We start from the raw sequence: 17,392 nt of genomic DNA, 5'->3' as shown, positions 1-17,392 counted from the left end.
CGCGCCGCTCTGTGGCCTTAGCTAGACGAGGCCCGGAACTCGTACAGTTCGACGACGCCGTATCTGGAGACACTGGTGTCGCCGCGCGCGTCCTGCAGTACGCGGAGGAGCGGACCCGACTCGGCAGCGCGGTAGCGGAGCAACCAAACGCGGTCGTGTCCGCGTATCCGGGCACGCACGTACCGCACCTGGCTCTCGTTGAGGGCGCTCCCCCGTGCCACGGAGACGGTTTCGATGTCGGGGCCGTCGTAGTAGTGCCGGAAGCCGGCCTCGGCCGCCCCCGGCTGGAAGACGAGTATATCGCCGCCGTCGGCCGACAGCGCCACCTGTTGTGCCGGACTGCGCCAGTTCTCCTGTGAGCTGCTGTCGGCGTAGAACGCGCCGAAGACTGCCGAGGCGAGCAGTAGTGACACGACGAGTCCGGTCTGGACGTGTCGCTGGTCCAGGTTCGTCAGTCCCCGTGCGACGAGGATGTACAGCGGAATCGCCGCGAGAGCGGTGAACTGCGCGACGAACACGGACGGGTCGAGAATCGAGACGCCGAACGGAACGGCCAGTGACATAAACAGCAGGGACGACAGTGTTGCGGCCTGTGTCTCGTCGACGAGGACGAACTGGAACCCACCGTCGTCTCGGAAGGTGAAGACGGCGAAGACGCTGGTGATTGCGAATATCGTGGCCACGGCGCTCGCGACGACCCAAGTGATGATGTTCCCGGCCAGTAGCGGATAGACGTCTGGATGCCCGACGAGGGTCAGTAGCGTGGTTCGAATCTGCGTGAGCGAGAGGGTCGTGAGCCAGCCGTACGCGAGCGAGCCCGTGAGCGTGGCCTCACCGTACCACGGTCGGAGTGCGACGACACACCAGGGGAGTGCCATGGCCGTACTGGCCATCAGCGGCCGTCGTATCCGACGCGACCCGGCGTTTAGCGGGCTCTCGGATAGCCCGGTGTACAGCCACTGTGCGAGCACGACAGCGATGCCGGCGAAATGCGTGTAGACGAGTGCGACGGTGGCCAGCACGTAGACGATTCCGACACGCCGTCGCGTGCCGAGGCGGTAGAAGTAAAGCCACGAGAGAGCCGTCAGGCAAGCCGCCATCGTAGCGGGGCCGACCGTGCGAGCGAGGTGGATTTGCGTGATACCGACGGAGAACAGGCCGGCCGCAACGAGGGCAGTAGCGTTGTCGTACAGCTTTCGGGTGAGTACGAACAGCGCCAGTATCGTGACGAGAGCGAACAGCACCGAGAGCCCTCGAACCGCTACGTCGCCGGTGCCAAACGCCGTCACCCACCCGCGGAGTGTCAGCGCGTACAGCGGCGGGTGTGGGTCCGCCGGCGAAATCAGAGCGCCCCACAGCGGCCCGCTCGCCCGATTGAGCCAGTGGATTTCGCTCCCGGAGAGGCTCCACGCGGTGATGTCGAACAGCCGGGTCGCCATGGCGACCAGGACAATCGTCGAGAGCACGGGCACGACCCATATCTCGTTCACCAGTGTCGTCGAACGGGTCGCCGATTCGTCGGGCATCAACCGCCGCCCGCGAGGTATCCCGCCGTCGGGCTCGGATTGGTTGTTCCGCCCGAAGTGTTCTGTCCGTTCCCAGCCGTCGAAGTCCCCGTAGTAGGTCTGGTAAATCGCCCGGATGTCTGCGCCCCACTGGAGCAGCCAGTAGAACGGCAGCGTGAGCGCCGTTTTGATGGCGCGCTGGAGACGGACGCGCGGCGGCTTCTCGGAAACGCTCCAGTAGCCCCGGGCGTGGAGCCACATCGCAAAGAGAACGAACCCGAGGCCAACGAACGTCCCCGCGGTCAGCAGGCTCCCGGGCCCGTAGCCGGCGAAGTTCGCTAACATCAGCGTGATGACGATTCCGGCGATGTTGATGGGGCCAGTGTGGGGCAGCATCGACTGGAGGAACAGGTGGAATCTGGCCCGCGGCTGTTCGGGCGGCGTCGCTCGGTACTGCAGGTACGTGTAGAGCTTTCCCTTCTTCCAGCGCGTCCGCTGTTTTATCCACCCGTCGAGCGTGAGCGGCGACTCCTCTCGGGTCACGAGGTCGATGTAACTGAACGTCTTGCCCTCCTTCCACAGGAACAGCCCGAGTTCGAAATCCTCGGTGACGTTCTGTGGGTCCCACGGACGGAGCCCCGCCAGCCCGTGCGTGCGGACCCACTCCCAGTCGGGTTCGGTCCAGCGGTCGCCGTACTCGGCCAGCCGGCGGTCGTGCATCTCGGTCAGCGTCGACCGTCGGAAGAAGTTGCTCGTCCCGCCCAGCGGCATCGGGTAGCCGGCGTCCGCGAAAGCGGGTAGTACCGAGCGAAACCAGTAGGCGTAGTCGGCCCGGAACATGGTGTTCAGCCAGCCGTCGTCCTCGTTTATCATGTCCAGTTTCGCCTGCGCGTAGTCGACGTCTCCCACCAGTATCTCGGCCGCGGCGGTTCTGAACAGCTCCGGGTCGACGATGTCTTCGGCGTCGATGACACAGACGAGCTCCTCGTCCGAATGCTCGAACCCGTAGTTCAGCGCCCGTGGCTTGGTGGGTTCGTTCGGGTACCCGGCCGGGACGACGAGATTGACGAAGTCGTACCGCTCCGACAGCGGCGCCAGCACTTCGCTCGTTTCGTCGTCGCCGGGTTCGGTGAGGACGTACAGTTGGAGCTTCGACGGCGGGTAGTTCGATGCCTGAACGGACCTGATAGACTGCTCGATAACGGCCGACTCCTCGTACGCGGGGAGCAACACGGCCATCGTCGGTAGCGATTCGTCGGCGAGCGATTCGTGTGCCCCCGCCCCAACACTGACGCTGTACGCGGATTCGCTCGCCACCGTACTGTCAGTTCGCCGCACCCGCCGCTGCCAGCCCCGCCGTACAGTCCGCCAGTGCCGTTTGAGAAGCGCCAGACAGACCGGGTAGTAGAGATACGCGTTCACCACCAGCCAAACAGTCAGTATCGGGAGGATTGTGAGCGCGAAGACGAGGTCCCGTATCGCCAGCGCGACCTGTAGCGGCACCGTCATCGGGACCAGCGCCACCCGGAACAGTGTCGCAGCGGTGGCGAGTGCCGACTCATCGTCGTCCCTCTCCTCGGTCGAGCGCCAGTTCTTGCCCGGTGCGGACGACACACCACTCTTCGAGATACGCGAGCGTCCGAACGAATCCTGGGCTGGACCTGTTGTCCCAGCCCGTGCGGCCGACCGGCTCAGCCACCGCTACGGGGAGCAAAAGGAGCGCAGGCACCGTCGCTAGTGCCAGTCGGTACCAGTCGAACCAGGCGCTCACGTCGTGGGACGGCTGAATACTGGGTACTATCTGGCAGTTTCTCTCCCACGCCATGTGAACAATCTACTGTTAGTGGTACATAAGCGTATCAGTATTGAAATGTCAACTTACACAATATTTTGACATATTCACGACGGAGAGGACGGCGTGAGACACTGTGGGACAGCCGCCAGACCTGGAAGTCTGAAGGGCTGATGAACCGCTCCGTTCGACGGGACGGGGTATCGCGCCGGTTTCAGACGGGCCCGACAAAGGACGAACTTTTCACTGGCGACGGAGTACCGTAGCCTGGTGGCGATGACGAACTGTTACCCCCGCTGAGCCCCTTGTGACGACGACCTTTCCCGAGCCACCGTTCACGCCAGGATAGCAGCGCCGCTGCCAGGAGTCGCTGCACGCCACAGAAATGAACGTCCGGCCGGAAAGTTCGGGTTCACCACCTCGTTTCATTTAAACGACCGCAAATGAGCGCCAGAATCCACAGTGTCGGCGTGGAACACTGTACGGTAGATGAGAGTGACTAGACAGCAGTGTCCCGGCGGGCCGCCCCGGACACACCGGACGGGAGCCGACAGGCCCTCCGAGACGGCGTCTGCCGAGCGCTCGTGACCATGTCGTACTCAGCCACGCTCGGTCGAACGGACTACGAGTTCGACTCGATACGCGACCTGCTAGCGACGGCGAACGAACAGAAGACGGGCGACGAACTGGCGGGCATCGCGGCCGACTCGGACGCGGAGCGCGTCGCGGCGAAGACGGCGGTGAGCGAACTGACGCTGGAGACGTTGTACGAGAATCCGGCGGTTCCGCCGGCGGAGGACGAGGTCACGCGGACGATCCGCGAGGGGCTGAGCGAGCGGGCGTACGACCAGGTCCGGACGTGGACGGTCAGCGACCTCCGGGAGTTCCTGCTCGACGTGGGGACGACCGACGAAGACATCCGGGCGATACGGGACGGGCTGACGAGCGAAATGATCGCGGCGGTCACCAAGACGATGTCCAACATGGACCTCGTCTTGGCCGCGTCGAAGATGACGACGACGGCCCGGTGTAACAACACGATCGGGACCGACGGGACGGTGTCGTTTCGCCTCCAGCCCAACGATCCGACCGACGACGTCGAGAACATCGTCGACGGCGTGCGCGAGGGGCTCGCCTACGGCATGGGCGACGCCGTCATCGGCATCAATCCGGTGACGGACAGCGTGGCGCGGACGACGGAGATCCTCCAGGCGACGAAGGAGTTCATGCGTGACTGGGACGTGCCGACCCAGAACTGCGTGCTCGCCCACCTCACGACGCAGATGGAGGCCGTCGAGGCCGGCGCGCCGGCCGACCTGCTGTTTCAGAGCATCGCCGGCACCGAAGCTGGCAACCGCGAGTTCGGTGTCGACAGCGCCTTGCTCGGGGACGCCCACGAACTGGGCCAGCGCGAGTGTACCGCGGACGGCCCGAACGTCATGTACTTCGAGACGGGACAGGGGTCGGAGCTGTCGAACGAGGCCCACGCAGGCGTCGACCAGCTCACCCTCGAGGCGCGGTGTTACGGCCTCGCGAGGCAGTACGACCCGTTCCTCGTGAACACGGTCGTGGGCTTCATCGGCCCCGAGTACCTCTACGACGGAAAGCAGGTGATCCGCGCAGGCCTCGAAGACGTGTTCATGGGGAAGCTCCACGGCCTGCCGATGGGCATCGACGCGTGCTACACGAACCACACGAAGGCGGACCAGAACGACATCGAGAACCTCTCGGTCCTGCTGACCGCCGCCGGCGCGAACTTCTTCATCACGGTGCCGATGGGCGACGACGTGATGCTGAACTACCAGTCGAACAGCTTCCACGACGGCGCGACGCTCCGGCAACTGTTCGACCTGGAGGCGGCCCCGGAGTTCCAGGCCTGGCTCGAAGCGCGTGGAATCGCGGACGGGAGCGCCCTCACGGCGAAGGCGGGGGATCCGACGGTATTCACCTGACCGGCTATGACGACCAACGACAACGCACCGAGCGACGACGCGGCGGGCGGCGTCGATCGACCGACCAACGAATCGAAGCTCGAACGACTGGCCGAGTCACACCCGTCGCGGGTCGGGGTCGGCCGCGCGGGACCGCGTCCACGGACGCAGACCCTCCTCGAATTCCGCGCCGACCACGGCGAGGCCCGCGACGCGGTCACGACGCACGTCGACGACGACGTGCTGGCGGGCCTCGACCTCGTCGCCGTCCGGTCGCGGGCGACGAGTAAGGAGGAGTTCCTCGCCGACCCCGACAAGGGCCGAGACCTCCCCGAGGAGGCGGCCTCGCGCCTCCGCGAAGCGTGTGCGCCGGCCCCCGACGTCCAGATCGTCGTCAGCGACGGCCTCAGCTCGACCGCCGTCGAGGCGAACGTTCCGGAGCTGCTGCCCGCGCTCCTCGACGGGCTGGACGCGCGCGGGCTCGACGTGGGCACGCCCGTCTTCGTCGAGTACGGCCGGGTAGACGTGATGGACGCCGTCGGCGAGGTGCTCGACGCCGAGTGCTGCGTCAATCTCATCGGCGAGCGCCCCGGGCTCGCGACCAACGAGAGCCTGAGCGCCTACTTCGTCTACGGTCCCGAACGGGGGAAGTCGACGGCGAAGAAGTCCGTCATCTCGAACATCCACCGGAACGGGCTGCCGCCGGTCGAGGCCGGTGCCGAGGTCGCGGCCGTGCTCGACGAGATCCACGAGGCCGAGCGCAGCGGGATCGACCGCGGTGAGCGGTGAGCGAAGCGATGGTGCGAGACGCCGCCGAGACCCTGTGCAGCGTCGGCATCGACGTGGGAACCACCACGACGCAGGTCGTGGTCAGCGACCTGACGCTGCAGACGCCCGCGGTCGACGGGGCCGCGTCGGTCGAGGTTCTGGACCGAACTGTCCGCTACCGGAGCCCGATTCGCGAGACGCCGTACGCCGACGGATCGACGATCGACACGGACGCAGTCCTCGCGTTCGTCGACCGGGAGCTCCGGAGTGCGGGGCGCTCGCCGGCCGACATCGACACGGGCGCGGTCATCGCCACCGGCGAAGCGGCGAAGACGCGCAACGCCGAGCCGCTGGTCGACCGCCTGGCCGAGCGCTCGGGCGAGTTCGTCGTCGCGACGGCGGGTGCGGCCTTCGAGGCCGTGCTCGCGGGCCGCGGCGCGGGTGCGGCCACGCGGAGCCGAACCGAGGGAACGACCGTTGCGACGGTGGACATCGGCGGCGGGACGACGAATGTCGCGGTCTTCGTCGACGGGACGGCCCGGCAGACCCGGTGTCTCGACGTCGGCGGGCGCGACGTGCAGTTCGAGCCGACCGGGACGGTCGCGTCCGTCGCGGACTCGGTTCGCGATCACTACGACGCGGTCGATGCGCTGTCTGACGCACCGGCGACACATCGGCGGCTCGCCGCGTGGCAGGCCGAGCGCATCGTCGACTGCGTCGAGGGGCCGCCGTTCGACCCGACGACCGAGGCGCTCGCCATCGGCTCGCTACCCTCGAAGGCACCGCCGCTCGACGAGGTCGTTTTCACGGGCGGGGTCGGCAGACTCGTCGCCGACGGCGAGGTCGCGAAACGTGATCCATACGCCTTCGACGACATGGGCGTCAGGCTCGCCGCGGCGCTCCGGGAGCACCACCGCTTCGACGCGCTCCCGGTCCGGGAGTCGGCGACGGACATCAGAGCGACCGTCATCGGCGTCGGGACGCACACGACGACGTTCTCGGGCCGGACGATCGCCGTGGACGCGAGCGTCCTCCCGGTCAGGGACCTCCCGGTCGTCACGGTCGGGGGGCTCGACGCGGCGGAATCGGCGGCGTCCGTCCGACAGCGAACGCTGCAGGCGATCGAAACGGCTCGGGAGGGCGACGCAGTCGGCGAGTTCGCGCTGTGGCTCCCGTCGATCGGCCCGCTCACCTACGACAGGGTGTCCGTGGTCGCGGAGGGGATCGCGACGGCGTACGCGGCCGCAGTCGAAGCGGACGCCCCGCTCGTCGCGCTGACCGGGCAGAACTGCGCGAAGGTGCTCGGACAGACGCTCGCGGCGAGCGTCGGGTCGCGGCCGACGATACTGGTCGACGAACTCGAACTCGACGACGCGAGATACGTCGATCTCGGCGCGCCAGTCGCGAACGGGACCGCGGTCCCGGCCACCCTCAAGACGCTGGTGTTCGACGAGTAGCGACGAGAGCGGAGACCGTCCGCGACAGTAATTGTTTTACAATCCAGTGGATGAACAATCATTGACTACTAGTTCGTCCACAATGCGGAGAGTTGTTGTTATAAACGACCGGAAATAGCTGGCAGAATTGTAATGCCCCTATTCGGAAAAGTAACTGTATATGATGCGCCCAGACGACGCTCGCACCCCGACGGGTCGTGAGCGGATCAGACCGAGCCATCATTTCACGCATCCATGACGCAACACGAAATTTCACGTCGAAAGTTACTCGCAGTCAGTGCGGCCAGCCTCGCTGCAACCGGCGCGTCAGCCGGGTGTCTCGGAGACAGTTCCGGGTCCGAATCCGGCTCCGGCACCGGGTCGGGAGAAACCGAAACGGCCTCGTGGCGGACCCAGGAGCTCGCCACCGTTCCGGCTGAGTCCTACGACGAACTGTATACGAACGGGGACGACGAGCAGTCCGGGGAAACGGTGAACCACCTCACCTGGACCGGCTACGACGCCTCGAACGTCCAGGACCCGTTCCGCGAGCAGTTCGAGGCCAACACGCAACTGGACCTCTTCACCTCGAATCCGAAGGCCTTCAACCGCCTCAACTCTGGGGAGTGGCAGCAGTTCCACCAGGCGACCTTCGACATGGCCTGGCTCCCGAACCTGGCCGAGGCGGAACTGATCCGCCCGATCGACTACGAGGACTGGAAGGAGTACACGTTCGATAAGTACATCGACATCTTCAAGCCCGAGAACGGGTACAAGTACGCCTTCCTCAACGAAGACGACTACTCCTTCGACGTGGACGGCACGATGTACGGCGCGCCCCAGCGGTTCGGGTGGGCCTCGTTCGTCGTCAACACCGACACCGTTTCCTCCTCGGACTACAGCAGCTACGACGCCGCCTGGTCGGAAGACTACGACGTGGGCGTCTACGACCTGATGTTCTGGGGCATCCAGATCATCATGCTCCGGGAGGGCATCGACCCGTACAAAGAACACACCGAAGAGGAAGTCGAGCAGGTCCGACAGGCGACGTTCGACCTCTTCGACAACGCCAAGACGCTGCTGCCGGACTTCGCGTCGATGAACCAGGCCCTCAAGTCGGGCGAGATCGACATCGGGTTCATCTCTGGAAACTGGATCAACGGGACGCTGCGCCGCGGCGAGAACCTCCAGTTCGAGGCTCACGTCCCCGAGGAGGGCGGCGTCATCTGGGTCGAGACGACCACGTTCGTCAAGGGCGAGCAGCCGACCGTCTCGGACAACTATCTGGCGCACATGCAGCGCGGCGAGACCGCGCTGAACCTCTCGTGGCCGACCTCCGGCGGGACCAACGTCGTCCCGCACGCGACGGCCTGGGACGAGTACGACGACTTCCAGCGCGAGGTCCTCCGGGTCGACGACATCCCAGACATCCTCGACCGGAGCGTCTTCTACACGGGCGTGCCCGACCTGGACAAGTTCGAGCCCATCTGGCGCGAGGCCAAGACCAGGATCTGACGGACCGAGTTCGACCGACGAGACACACCTCAATGCTACAAACGTCAGCACTACGCCGAGAGTACGGAAGCACAGTGGCGGTCAAGGACATCGACATCGAAATCGAGACCGGAGAGTTCGCGTCCATCGTGGGCCCCTCCGGCTGTGGCAAGACGACGCTGCTCCGGATGCTCGCCGGCCACCTCGAACCGACCTCCGGCGGTATCGTCCTCGACGGCGAGGACATCACGGCGACGCGACCGCAGGACCGACCGACGAGCCTGGTCTTTCAGACGTGGGCGCTGTTCCCGCACATGACGGTCCGGGAGAACATCGAGTTCCCCATCGAAACCGCGGGCCGGAACCTCGACAGGTCGGTCGAGGAACTGCTCGAACTGGTCCGTCTGGATCCCGACGAGCACGCCGACAAGAGCGCGAGCGAGCTCTCGGGCGGGCAGAAACAGCGCGTCGCGCTCGCCCGCTCGCTCGCCTACGACCCGGACATCCTCCTGCTCGACGAGCCGCTGGCGTCGCTCGACTACGCCCTGCAGAAACAGCTCCAGCGCGAACTCGCGGACCTCAACCGGGAACTGGACATGACATTCATCTACGTCACCCACTCACTGGAAGCCGCGCTGGTCATGAGCGACACGCTGTTCGTCCTCGACGAGGGCCAGGTCGCCCAGACCGGCGCGCCGGAGGACATCTACCAGTCGCCGAAGTCGACGTTCATCGCGGACTTCATGGGCGACGCCAACGTCTTCGCCGTCGACGCCGAGCGCACCGACGACGGCGCGTTCGCCGTCACAAGCAAGGATTTCCGGGGCGAAGTCACCGTCGACGACAGCCACGACGGGCGCGAACCGACCGACCTCGTCGTGCGCTACGACGACTGCGTCGTCCGTCCGGCGCTCGAAACGTCCGTCGGCCTCGAGGTGACCGTCGACAATATCCTCGTCCGCGGCAACACGGTTCTCATCGAGTGCTCGGCCGACGCGTCGGAAGACTACGTAGCCGAGGTTCCCTTCGACTGGTTCCAGGACGTCGACATCGAAATCGGTGACACGGCCTACTTCCAGTGGGAGCCCGAGAAATCCATCCCCGTTCCCGAGTGACAATGTCCACGAAACACCTCCTCAAGAGCCACTTCGACCGCGCGGCCGGCTACACCCGCAACAGCAGTAACCCGCTGTTCGCGCTTGTGCGACCGCCGTGGCTGTTCATGGCACCCATCGTCGCCCTCCTGTTGTTCATGTTCGTCGGGCCGATGCTGGCCATCGTCGTCTTCTCGCTGCAGTCCGGCAACACGATCGACCCGAACCCGCTGGGCTGGACGCTCGCACACTACGCCGAGATCATCACCGGCATGATTAGCGGCACCGGCGTCTACGGGCAGGTCCTCGCCAATACCGCCCTCGTCAGCGCCGCGACCGTACTCGCCACGCTGGTCGTCTCGTACCCGGCGGCGTACGCGCTGGCGCGCAAGATCAAGCGGTACAAGGTCGTGTTCCTGCTCTTGCTCATCATCCCGCTGTTCACGAGCGTGAACGTCCGCGTGTTCGGCTGGGCGCTGTTCCTCGTCGAGAACGGCGTGCTCCACAGCCTCTTCAATCTGGTCGGCGTCGGCGAGTACCCGTCGCTGCTGTACAACCGATACACGGTGCTGTTCGGGACGACGTACGTCTACCTGCCGTTCATGCTATTCCCGATCTACCTCTCCCTGCTGACCATCGACGACGTGACGTTCGAGGCGGCGCAGGACCTCGGGGCGGGCCCGCTCACCATCTTCCGGAAGATCGTCTTCCCGCTGAGCATGCCGGGCGTCGTCATCGGCTCGCTGTTCGTGTTCGTCCTCAGCCTCGGCGCGGACGTCGAGGCCCAGATTCTCGGCGGCGGCTCCGTGTTCACCATGGCGAGCAACATCAACTACTCCTTTGGCTACTCGCAGAACTGGCCGCTCGGGTCGGCACAGGCAGTCGGCCTGCTGCTCATCACCATCGTCGCGGGGGTCCTCATCCTCCGGTCGCTCGACCTCCGGGAGATCGCCTCGCGAGGTGAGAGCCGATGAGCGCGAACACCCCGCGGCTGTCCGCGCCGCGGCTCCGAGCCGGCGCGTGGTACGGCTACGTCCTGCTCGTCGCGCTGTTCCTGATGACGCCGCTGTTCACGCTGGTCATCGCCTCGTTTTACGACGGGCGGTTCCTCTCCATCGTGGACTACGCGTTCACGCTGCACTGGTACGAGGTCGCGTTCGCCTCGACCAGCATCCAGTCTGCGTTCCTGAACACGGCGCGGATCGCGGTCCCGGTGACGATTCTCAGCACCGTCATCGGCACCGGCGGGGCCGTTGCCTACACCCGCCACGAGTTCCCGTTCCGGGAGCAGTTCAAGCTCCTGGCGCTGTTGCCCATCTTCTTCCCGCTCCTCTTGCTCGGACTCGGCATGTCCCTGTGGGCGAACGTCACGAATCTCGGCTACGGCATCGTGCCGTCGATCATCGGCGAACTCGTGTGGATCTCACCCATCGTGATGTTCGTCGTCTCCATCACCGCGCTCGGCGTCGATCCGGACATCGAGGAGGCCGCGCGCGACCTCGGGGCCGACACCGTCACGCTGTACAAGGACGTCGTCCTGCCGCTCATCGCGGACGGCATCGTCTCGGGCGCGATCTTCGCGTTCGTCCTCGCCTGGAACAACTACTACATCGTCTCGTATCTCTCCGGCGCGCAGAGCACCATCACGACGTGGATCCACGCGAAGATGACCCAGGGGTTCACTCCGACCGTCCCGGCCGTCTCCTCGCTGATCTTCTACTCGTCGGTCCTGCTCGTCGTGGTCGTCGCGCTCTTCGAGTACAACAAAAGCGGGACTGGCGAACACGAGTGATTAGTCGGCAGAATTATACGTTCTGTCGCAAATTCAGCCGCTGTCCTTATATTGCATTAAGTTTTCCCCACTCTTTTGACGAAGTGTATAAATACTAGAGCGGCGGCGTTCCAACCGAACGGCGAGACGGAAATGATCGAGTACACCTTCGAGATAACCCACGAAAACTGCTGGACGGAGACGATGAACGACTCGTTCCCCGAAGTGTCGGCGACCATCATCTACTCGTACCAGCTGTTCGGGACCAGCATCACGATGATCGAGGCGACGGGCGTGTCGGCCGACCGGGTCGATCCGCTGGTCGCGTGGCTCGGGGACCACCCGATCATGACCGCCGCCAGGCTCATCAGCTACGACGACGGGCGGGAGACGGCCTACGTCAGCCTCGCCGGGGAGTACGACCCGGACACCGACACGGAGCCCGTGCTGAACGTCCTCCTTCGGAACCGGTGTTTCCCGACCGTTCCGCCGACGGTCACCGACGGCACGGAACACTGGAACGTCCTGGCGAGCGACCACGAGAGCGTCTCACAGACCCACGAGGAACTCCAGTCGCTGGGCTCGGTCGAGGTGAACTCGCTCAAGACGCCGAACCACGACCAGTTCCTGACCGGATTGGCCGAGATCAAGGAGGCCATCGCCGACCTCTCGCCCCGACAGCAGGAGATTCTCGCCAGCGCGGTCGAAGCCGGATACTACGACTCGCCGCGTAGCTGCGGGATCGAGGATCTCGCGGCGACGGACTCGGCCAATACCTCGACCGTCGGCGAGCACCTCCGGCGCTCGGAAGCGAAGATTCTCAACGCCGTCGGCTCGCTCCTGCGAGACGACGCGGCCGGTCCGTCGGCTGGCACGCGGGCCAACGCCGCCAACAGCGACTAGAACGCGTCGAAGTACTCGTCGGTCTCCCAGCCGCCGACGCTGTTTTGATACCGGTCGAACTCCTCGCGCTTGAGCTTCACGAACTCGGTGACGAGGTCCGCCCCCAGCGCGTCTCGGAGCACGTCGTCGGCCGCCAGCGCGTCGAGCGCGCTCCACAGCGTCCGCGGGAGTCGGTTCCCATCGGGTGCCGTGCCCGTCTCGATCGGGTCGTCGGGTACCGTCTCGGACCGAATCCCGTCCAGTCCGGCCGCGAGCGTCGCCGCCATCGCGAGATAGGGGTTACAGGCCGAATCGGGGAGTCGGTGCTCGACGCGGGCACCGGCCCCGAGTTCGGGCGGGATACGGAGGACGGTCGAGCGATTGTCGAGGCCCCACCCGACCGTCGTCGGGGCCCAGATGTCCGGGACGAGGCGCTTATACGAGTTTACCGTCGGCGCACAGAGGGCCGTGAGCGCGTCGACGTGCGACAGCACGCCGCCGACGAAGTGCCGCGCCGTCTCCGAGAGCCCCCCGTCCGCGGGCCGGTGGCCGGCGGGGAACTGCAGCGCGTCGTCGGCCGGGCCCGCAAAGCGGTTCTCCTCGCCGGCCTCGTCCCACAGGCTGACGTGGAAGTGCGTCCCGTTCGCGGCCTCGCCGCCCCGCGGTCGGGGCATGAACGTCGCCTCGATCCCGCGCCGGCGGGCGAGCGCGCCGACCGCGTGCCGGAGGAACACCGTTCCGTCCATCGTCGAGAGCGGGTCGCCGTACTCCAGGGTCACCTCGTACTGACCCGGCTGTGACTCCTGGTGGACGCTCGTGAGGTCGTGGCCCGCCGCGGCCATCGCGTCGTTCCACTCGTCGATGACCTCAGCCGCCCGGTCGATGGCGGCCATGTCGTAGGAGGTCCGCGTGTTGAACGGCTCTCGGCCCTCTTCGTCGGCGTAGAGCGAGAACTCCACCTCGACACCGGCGAACGGTTCGAACCCCTCGTCGCGGTACTCGTCGAGGACGGAGCGGAGCGCGGTCCGAGCACAGAGCGGGAACGGCCGGCCGTCGACGGTCCGGAGGTCGGCGAAGACCACTCCCTCGCCGTCGCGCCAGGAGAGCGGTGCGAGCGTCTCGACCGAGGGCACCGCGAGCATGTCGCCAGTCTCGGGGCCGAACTGCGGGTCGTCGAGCATTCCCGGTTCGAGCGTGAGTTCGGCGACGCCGTTGGCGAATCCCATCCCCTCCTCGCGGGCGGCCCCGAAGGCATCGGCCGACATTGAGACGCCGCGCACGACACCGTGGATGTCCGACCAGAAGAGGCGAACCGTGTCGAAGTCATCCGGTGAACTGCTCATGTGCTCTCTCAAAACCGCGTGGGCTGATTATTCTGCCGATGTAGCGGATGGAGAGCGGTCAACTGTCTGATTATCGAGTCGGCGGCATCAGAACGGGGCGTCGGGCCCCTCGTCGGAGCCGTCGTCGGCGGCAGCAGTCGGTCCCGCCGACGCGGATGAGTCAGCCTGTTCCAGCGGTCCGTCCCAGCCGTCGAGGCCGGGCGCGAGGCTCACGGCGTCGCCGTCGAATCCCTCGTAGGAAGCGATGAGGCGGGCGGCCTGGACGCTCGATTTCCCGTGGGGACAGACCGTCACCACCTCGTCGTCGCCCTCGAACCGTTCGACCTCGTCGACGAGCGACGGGAACGGGACGTTCTCGCTCCCGGGGATGTGGCCCCGCTCGAACGCACCGGGCGACCGGATGTCGACCACCCGGACCGTCCCGTCTTCGAGTCTCGCCCGCAACTCGTCGGCGTCGATTTCGCCGTCCATATCCAGCCGCTAGCGGCCGACGCCTAAACCTTCACCGACTACAACAGTCCGTCGGCCTGCGCCAGCAAGATACCCTCGATGGTCGCGTCGTTGGCCGGCTCGCGGCGGGCGACCTGCAGCGCCTCGTCGATTGGGACGGTCGTCACGGAGAGGAACTCGTTGTCGTCGAGGTCCCGGTCGACCGGTTCCAGGCCCTCGGCGAAGACGATGCCGCGGCGGTGCCGGAGCACGCCGGTCGAACACGAGAACGCCTCGATGAGCGAGACGCCGGCGGCCTCGAAGCCGGTCTCCTCGCGGAGTTCGCGCGCCCCGGCGGTCGTGTAGGACTCGTCGTCTTCGACGATGCCGGCGGGGAGTTCGAGGCACTGCTCGCGGATGGTCGGGCGGTACTGGTCGACCATGACGAGTTCGTCGCCGGTCGTGGCGACCACGACGGCCGCATCGGGGAGTTCGGCCCAGTAGTAGTCCTTCTCGGAGCCGTCAGGCTGGCGGACCCGGTCGTAGCCGCCGGTGTACCAGCCGGTCTCGTACTCGCGTTCGCTCTCGACGACGGGCCACTCGTGGGCCGGTTCGCGGGTCATACGTCTTGTCGGACCGCGACGTGGTAAAACGTGCCGTTGTGGCTGACGACGACGCCCTCGCCGACGACCGCACCGCCGTACTGCTGTCGCAAGGCGTCGCGCTCGTCGAACGGCGAGTGGGTGAACGCCCCCTTGAAGCCGACCGGGCCGCGCCAGTACGGCTCCGACTGCCCCGCGGTCGACGGGGACGCGTCGGCCAGCGCCGCGGTCGTGTACGGGAAGCGCCGCTCGGACTGGGTACTCCAGTTGATAGCCGTCCCGTTTTCGACGCTGTACGCGCCGTCGGTCGGCGTGGCGACGGTGTAGTAGGGGTCGCCGCTCCTGAGCAGGCCCGGAAGCGCCCCCAGCGCCAGCAACAGGACGACGACGGCAAGGATGCCGAGCAGGGTGTTGCGCGTGACCGGGCGCATCAGACGACCTCGCGGTAGATACGACCGAAGGCCTGCCGCCGGAGCGTGCCGACGGCGGCCCGGCGCTCGCTCTGGAACGTCGCCGCGACGGCCTGCTCCGCGAAGGGGACGGCGTGCCAGACGACGTGGTCGACGTTCTCCGCGCCGACCAGCGTCACCTCGCAGTCCGTGTCCGCGCGCCAGGACTCGAACTCGTCCATGGTCCCGACCTGGACCGCGAGCGACTCCGCGAACAACACGTCGCGGGCGGTCTCGACGACCTCGCTCGTGACCCGCTCCTCGTAGGTCTCGGCGTCGAGCCCCATCGCCTTGGCGACTTCCTTGACGACGACCTGCGCCGTCGGCCCCAGCGCCTCGTATCGCTCTCGGGCCTCGGCTGCCGATGCCGGCGCGAACTGCCCCTCAGTTTCCATACGGTCCCTTGCCGCCGGCGGGACTACTCGGTTTCGTCTCCGGACTCGCCAGCGTCGGATGACGACGCGTCGCTGTCAGCGGTGTCGTCGCTCTCGCGCAACATCTCCCGCGTCAGGTCCCGCGCTTCGGCCAGCACCTCGCTGTCGTGGTCGCTGAGCGCGTTCGACCCACGGTGGCGGTCCGCACCCTGAGGGAGGTCACCGGTGCCGTGGTCGTGTTCGTGGCCGTCATCGCTGCGGTCGACGGTGTCCTCGAACACCTGCGGGAACTCCGTCTCCGCGGCGTACTCGACGACCTCGGTGGACAGTTCGGCTTCCCCGAGCTGACCCCAGCCGGGGACGTGCTCGTCGAGCCACGCCTCGTGGTCGTCACCGCCGGTCATCGCCGTGAACGCGAGGTGGTTCGCCAGATGCACGTCGTCGGCTTGCGGGTCGTCACACACTGGACAGGCGTATCCCATCGGTATCGGGAGAAGGGCACGGAGCCGTATATGGTATCGGGGTCCGCGTTACAGCAGGCGGACCATCACCAGGGCGTCCTCGCCGTTGCTGTAGTAGTTCGGGATGGTCTTGCGGTGCTCGAACCCGAAGCGCCGGTAGAGGCGTCTCGCCCCGTCGTTGTCGGCCCGGACCTCCAGTTTGACCGAGCCGGCCCCCGTCTCGTCGATGACCGCCATGGCGTGGCGCAACAGCGCGCTGGCGACGCCCTGTCGTCGGTAGGCCGGACGGACCGCGAGGTCTTTGATGTGGCCCAGCGGCGTGCCGTGGTTGGGCACCGTGTCCGCGATGACATAGCCCGCGACGGCGGGCGGGTCGTCGGTGTCCGTCTCGGCCACGAGGAACCCAGGCTCGCCGAGATAGCTCTCGAGCGCCGAGAACGGCCACGGCTGTGGGAACGACGCCTGCTCGATGCGGTGGACCTCGATGAGGTCCGCGCGGACGGCGCGCCGGACCGACGGTGCGTCCGGCGTCCCCGGTCCGTCGGGAGCGACCGTTGTCACGTCCGTGTTTCGGCGCGGACCTACATATGTGTTATCGCCGCCCGAAGATGCCCCGGTATCTGACTGTTTGTCGATAGGTGCTGATAATTCATGCATCGATACCAGCGAGTCAGGGACGGAACGCCGGAAGGTTCTTTAGCCTGACGAGTCTACGTTTGACCGCACCCGTTTTGGGTGCCACCACCCCCACCCCCACCCCTCTTTCCGTATCTTTCCGCCGTCACTTCGAGAGACACAGTCCGGGGCAGGTCGTTCGACCGCCGTTCTCGCGCTCACCGCCCGTACAGCAGGTACGACGCGGCCAGAAAGAACAGCACGGCTCCGGCGGCGAACGAGAGGAGTCCGACGACCCCGCTCCTCGGAACGGCCCCGCTGATGATCGAAACGACAAGGAGACCGACGGCGGCGCTACCGATGATGAATAGCGCGCCGGTCTGCCAGTTCGCCAGCGACTCGCGGAGAGAGGGCTCGGTCATAGCGACTGGTAGGCGGAGTCGGGA

Annotated in this window: 18 protein-coding genes; 8 read left to right on the top strand and 10 right to left on the bottom strand. The window is 66.3% G+C overall.

Annotation, left to right across the window (positions count from 1 at the left end):
- Nucleotides 1–17 precede the first annotated feature (17 nt).
- Together VI123_RS03605 and VI123_RS03600 are read right to left on the bottom strand one after the other, a co-directional pair.
- On the bottom strand, nt 18–3,119 hold the full coding sequence (locus VI123_RS03605) for a glycosyltransferase (RefSeq protein WP_336336690.1): 3,102 nt from the start codon (nt 3,117–3,119) through the stop codon (nt 18–20).
- Nucleotides 3,064–3,330 carry a hypothetical protein gene (locus VI123_RS03600; protein ID WP_336336689.1) on the bottom strand — a complete coding sequence of 89 codons (267 nt, stop codon included), beginning with the start codon at nt 3,328–3,330 and terminating at the stop codon, nt 3,064–3,066. Before VI123_RS03600 ends, VI123_RS03605 begins: the two co-directional genes overlap by 56 nt.
- 557 nt (nt 3,331–3,887) lie before the next feature.
- Here VI123_RS03600 and VI123_RS03595 point away from each other — a divergent pair.
- The 8 genes from VI123_RS03595 to VI123_RS03560 all read left to right on the top strand — a co-directional run bounded on the left by VI123_RS03595 (nt 3,888) and on the right by VI123_RS03560 (nt 12,694).
- The gene (locus VI123_RS03595) at nt 3,888–5,249 is read left to right on the top strand and encodes an ethanolamine ammonia-lyase subunit EutB (protein WP_336336688.1); all 1,362 of its coding nucleotides are present in this window, start codon (nt 3,888–3,890) and stop codon (nt 5,247–5,249) included.
- A 6-nt stretch (nt 5,250–5,255) separates the two neighbouring features.
- Complete coding sequence (gene eutC / locus VI123_RS03590; protein WP_336336687.1) at nt 5,256–6,017, top strand: ethanolamine ammonia-lyase subunit EutC; 762 nt, start codon at nt 5,256–5,258, stop codon at nt 6,015–6,017.
- An 8-nt stretch (nt 6,018–6,025) separates the two neighbouring features.
- Nucleotides 6,026–7,453 carry an ethanolamine ammonia-lyase reactivating factor EutA gene (locus tag VI123_RS03585; protein ID WP_336336686.1) on the top strand — a complete coding sequence of 476 codons (1,428 nt, stop codon included), beginning with the start codon at nt 6,026–6,028 and terminating at the stop codon, nt 7,451–7,453.
- Between the two features lie 234 nt (nt 7,454–7,687).
- Nucleotides 7,688–8,947 (top strand): PotD/PotF family extracellular solute-binding protein, encoded by a 1,260-nt coding sequence (locus tag VI123_RS03580; RefSeq protein WP_336336685.1) that lies wholly within the window; start codon nt 7,688–7,690, stop codon nt 8,945–8,947.
- A gap of 74 nt (nt 8,948–9,021) precedes the next feature.
- Entirely contained in the window at nt 9,022–10,041 is a 1,020-nt protein-coding gene (locus VI123_RS03575; RefSeq protein ID WP_336336684.1) for an ABC transporter ATP-binding protein, read from the top strand.
- Nucleotides 10,042–10,043: 2 nt separating this feature from the next.
- The gene (locus VI123_RS03570) at nt 10,044–10,994 is read left to right on the top strand and encodes an ABC transporter permease (RefSeq protein WP_336336683.1); all 951 of its coding nucleotides are present in this window, start codon (nt 10,044–10,046) and stop codon (nt 10,992–10,994) included.
- Nucleotides 10,991–11,812, top strand: a complete 822-nt coding sequence (locus VI123_RS03565) for an ABC transporter permease (RefSeq protein WP_336336682.1) — start codon at nt 10,991–10,993, stop codon at nt 11,810–11,812. The genes VI123_RS03570 and VI123_RS03565 overlap by 4 nt, the downstream gene beginning before the upstream one ends.
- Before the next feature lie 132 nt (nt 11,813–11,944).
- Entirely contained in the window at nt 11,945–12,694 is a 750-nt protein-coding gene (locus VI123_RS03560; RefSeq protein WP_336336681.1) for a helix-turn-helix domain-containing protein, read from the top strand.
- Here the strand turns inward: VI123_RS03560 and VI123_RS03555 are convergent.
- From VI123_RS03555 to VI123_RS03520, 8 genes are all read right to left on the bottom strand, one after another.
- On the bottom strand, nt 12,691–14,016 hold the full coding sequence (locus VI123_RS03555) for a glutamine synthetase family protein (RefSeq protein WP_336336680.1): 1,326 nt from the start codon (nt 14,014–14,016) through the stop codon (nt 12,691–12,693). The two genes, VI123_RS03560 and VI123_RS03555, sit on opposite strands and share 4 nt — an antisense overlap.
- Nucleotides 14,017–14,103: 87 nt before the next feature.
- Nucleotides 14,104–14,487 carry a rhodanese-like domain-containing protein gene (locus VI123_RS03550; protein ID WP_336336679.1) on the bottom strand — a complete coding sequence of 128 codons (384 nt, stop codon included), beginning with the start codon at nt 14,485–14,487 and terminating at the stop codon, nt 14,104–14,106.
- 38 nt (nt 14,488–14,525) lie between these two features.
- Entirely contained in the window at nt 14,526–15,068 is a 543-nt protein-coding gene (locus VI123_RS03545) for an NUDIX hydrolase (protein WP_336336678.1), read from the bottom strand.
- Nucleotides 15,065–15,478: a hypothetical protein gene (locus VI123_RS03540; protein ID WP_336336677.1), complete on the bottom strand. Its 414-nt coding sequence runs from the start codon at nt 15,476–15,478 to the stop codon at nt 15,065–15,067. The genes VI123_RS03545 and VI123_RS03540 overlap by 4 nt, the downstream gene beginning before the upstream one ends.
- Complete coding sequence (locus VI123_RS03535; protein WP_336336676.1) at nt 15,478–15,891, bottom strand: DUF5809 family protein; 414 nt, start codon at nt 15,889–15,891, stop codon at nt 15,478–15,480. The genes VI123_RS03540 and VI123_RS03535 overlap by 1 nt, the downstream gene beginning before the upstream one ends.
- Before the next feature lie 23 nt (nt 15,892–15,914).
- Nucleotides 15,915–16,352 (bottom strand): DUF5810 domain-containing protein, encoded by a 438-nt coding sequence (locus tag VI123_RS03530; RefSeq protein ID WP_336336675.1) that lies wholly within the window; start codon nt 16,350–16,352, stop codon nt 15,915–15,917.
- A gap of 48 nt (nt 16,353–16,400) precedes the next feature.
- Entirely contained in the window at nt 16,401–16,892 is a 492-nt protein-coding gene (gene rimI / locus VI123_RS03525) for a ribosomal protein S18-alanine N-acetyltransferase (RefSeq protein ID WP_336336674.1), read from the bottom strand.
- A gap of 272 nt (nt 16,893–17,164) precedes the next feature.
- On the bottom strand, nt 17,165–17,368 hold the full coding sequence (locus tag VI123_RS03520) for a hypothetical protein (RefSeq protein WP_336336673.1): 204 nt from the start codon (nt 17,366–17,368) through the stop codon (nt 17,165–17,167).
- Between the last annotated feature and the right edge of the window lie 24 nt (nt 17,369–17,392).

Source organism: Haloarcula sp. DT43, from assembly GCF_037078405.1.
GTDB lineage: Archaea > Halobacteriota > Halobacteria > Halobacteriales > Haloarculaceae > Haloarcula > Haloarcula brevis.
Note: the sequence above shows the minus strand (reverse complement) of the source record. Positions and strands in the feature narration are given on the sequence as shown.